Source organism: Kitasatospora sp. NPDC059088, assembly GCF_042738155.1.
In the GTDB taxonomy this organism is placed as follows: Bacteria; Actinomycetota; Actinomycetes; order Streptomycetales; family Streptomycetaceae; genus Kitasatospora.
Genome location: NZ_JBHYGR010000098.1, coordinates 34,965 through 35,913, shown reverse-complemented (window position 1 = coordinate 35,913; position 949 = coordinate 34,965). Strand labels below are relative to the sequence as shown.

1 protein-coding gene is annotated in these 949 nt (G+C 80.5%); it reads left to right on the top strand.

Translation table 11 applies throughout. The features are described 5' to 3' along the window. Positions 1-806 (top strand): phosphopantetheine-binding protein (locus ACFWXO_RS32765; RefSeq protein ID WP_380528447.1); only part of this gene is annotated, 806 nt, incomplete at its 5' end. Positions 807-949 lie beyond the last annotated feature (143 nt).

Genomic DNA, 949 nt, shown 5'->3' with positions numbered 1-949 from the left:
CGGGGGCGGGGGCCGGCCGCGGCCGCGGGGCGGCCCCCCGCCCCCGGGGGGCGCGGGGGGCGGCGCCCCCCCCCCGCGGCGCCCCGCGGGCGGGTTCCCCGCAGCCCGGCTCGCCTCAGCCCGGCTCGCCGCAGGACGGCTCCCCGGAGGCGTCCGCCCGGGCCTACCGCACCGGCGACCTGGTGCGCCGCCGCCCGGACGGCTGCCTGGACTTCCTCGGGCGGATCGACCACGAGGTCAAGCTGCGCGGCATGCGGATCGACCTCGGCGAGGTCGAGGCGGTGCTCGGCGCCCACCCGGAGGCCTTCGCCGTCGCCGTGCTGGCCCGCGAGGACCTCCCGGGCGGCACCGTCCTGGTGGCGTACGGGGTCTGGCGCAGCGGCCGGGCGCCCGAGGTCGCCGCGCTGCGGGACTGGTGCCGCCGCAGCCTGCCGGAGCACATGGTCCCCGGCCGCTTCGTGGCCCTGGACGAACTGCCGCTGACCCCGAACGGCAAGGTCGACCGGCGGGCCCTGCCCCGCCCCGACGAGGGCCGCCCGGACCTCGGCACGCCGTACGCGGCGCCGCGGGACGAGATCGAGGGCATCATCGCCGAGGTCTGGGCCGAGGCGCTCGGGATCCAACCGGTGGGCGTGCGGGACGACTTCTTCGAGCTGGGCGGCCACTCCCTGCTGGCGGCCGGGATCGTGGACCGGATCGAGGCCCTCACCGGACTGCGCCTCAGTGCCGAGGCGCTCTACGAACGTCCCACGGTCGAGCGGTTCACGGCCTACCTGCGGGGGGCCTTCGAGGCCGGGGTGTCGTGACCGGGGCGTCGAGGCCGGGGTGGCATGACGCGGGGGGGGGGGGGGCCCCCCCCCCGCGCGGGGGGGCCGCCGGGGCCCCCCGGCGGGGGGGCGCGGCGCGCCCCCGCCCCGCGCCCCGCGGAGCAGAGACGCACCCACACATC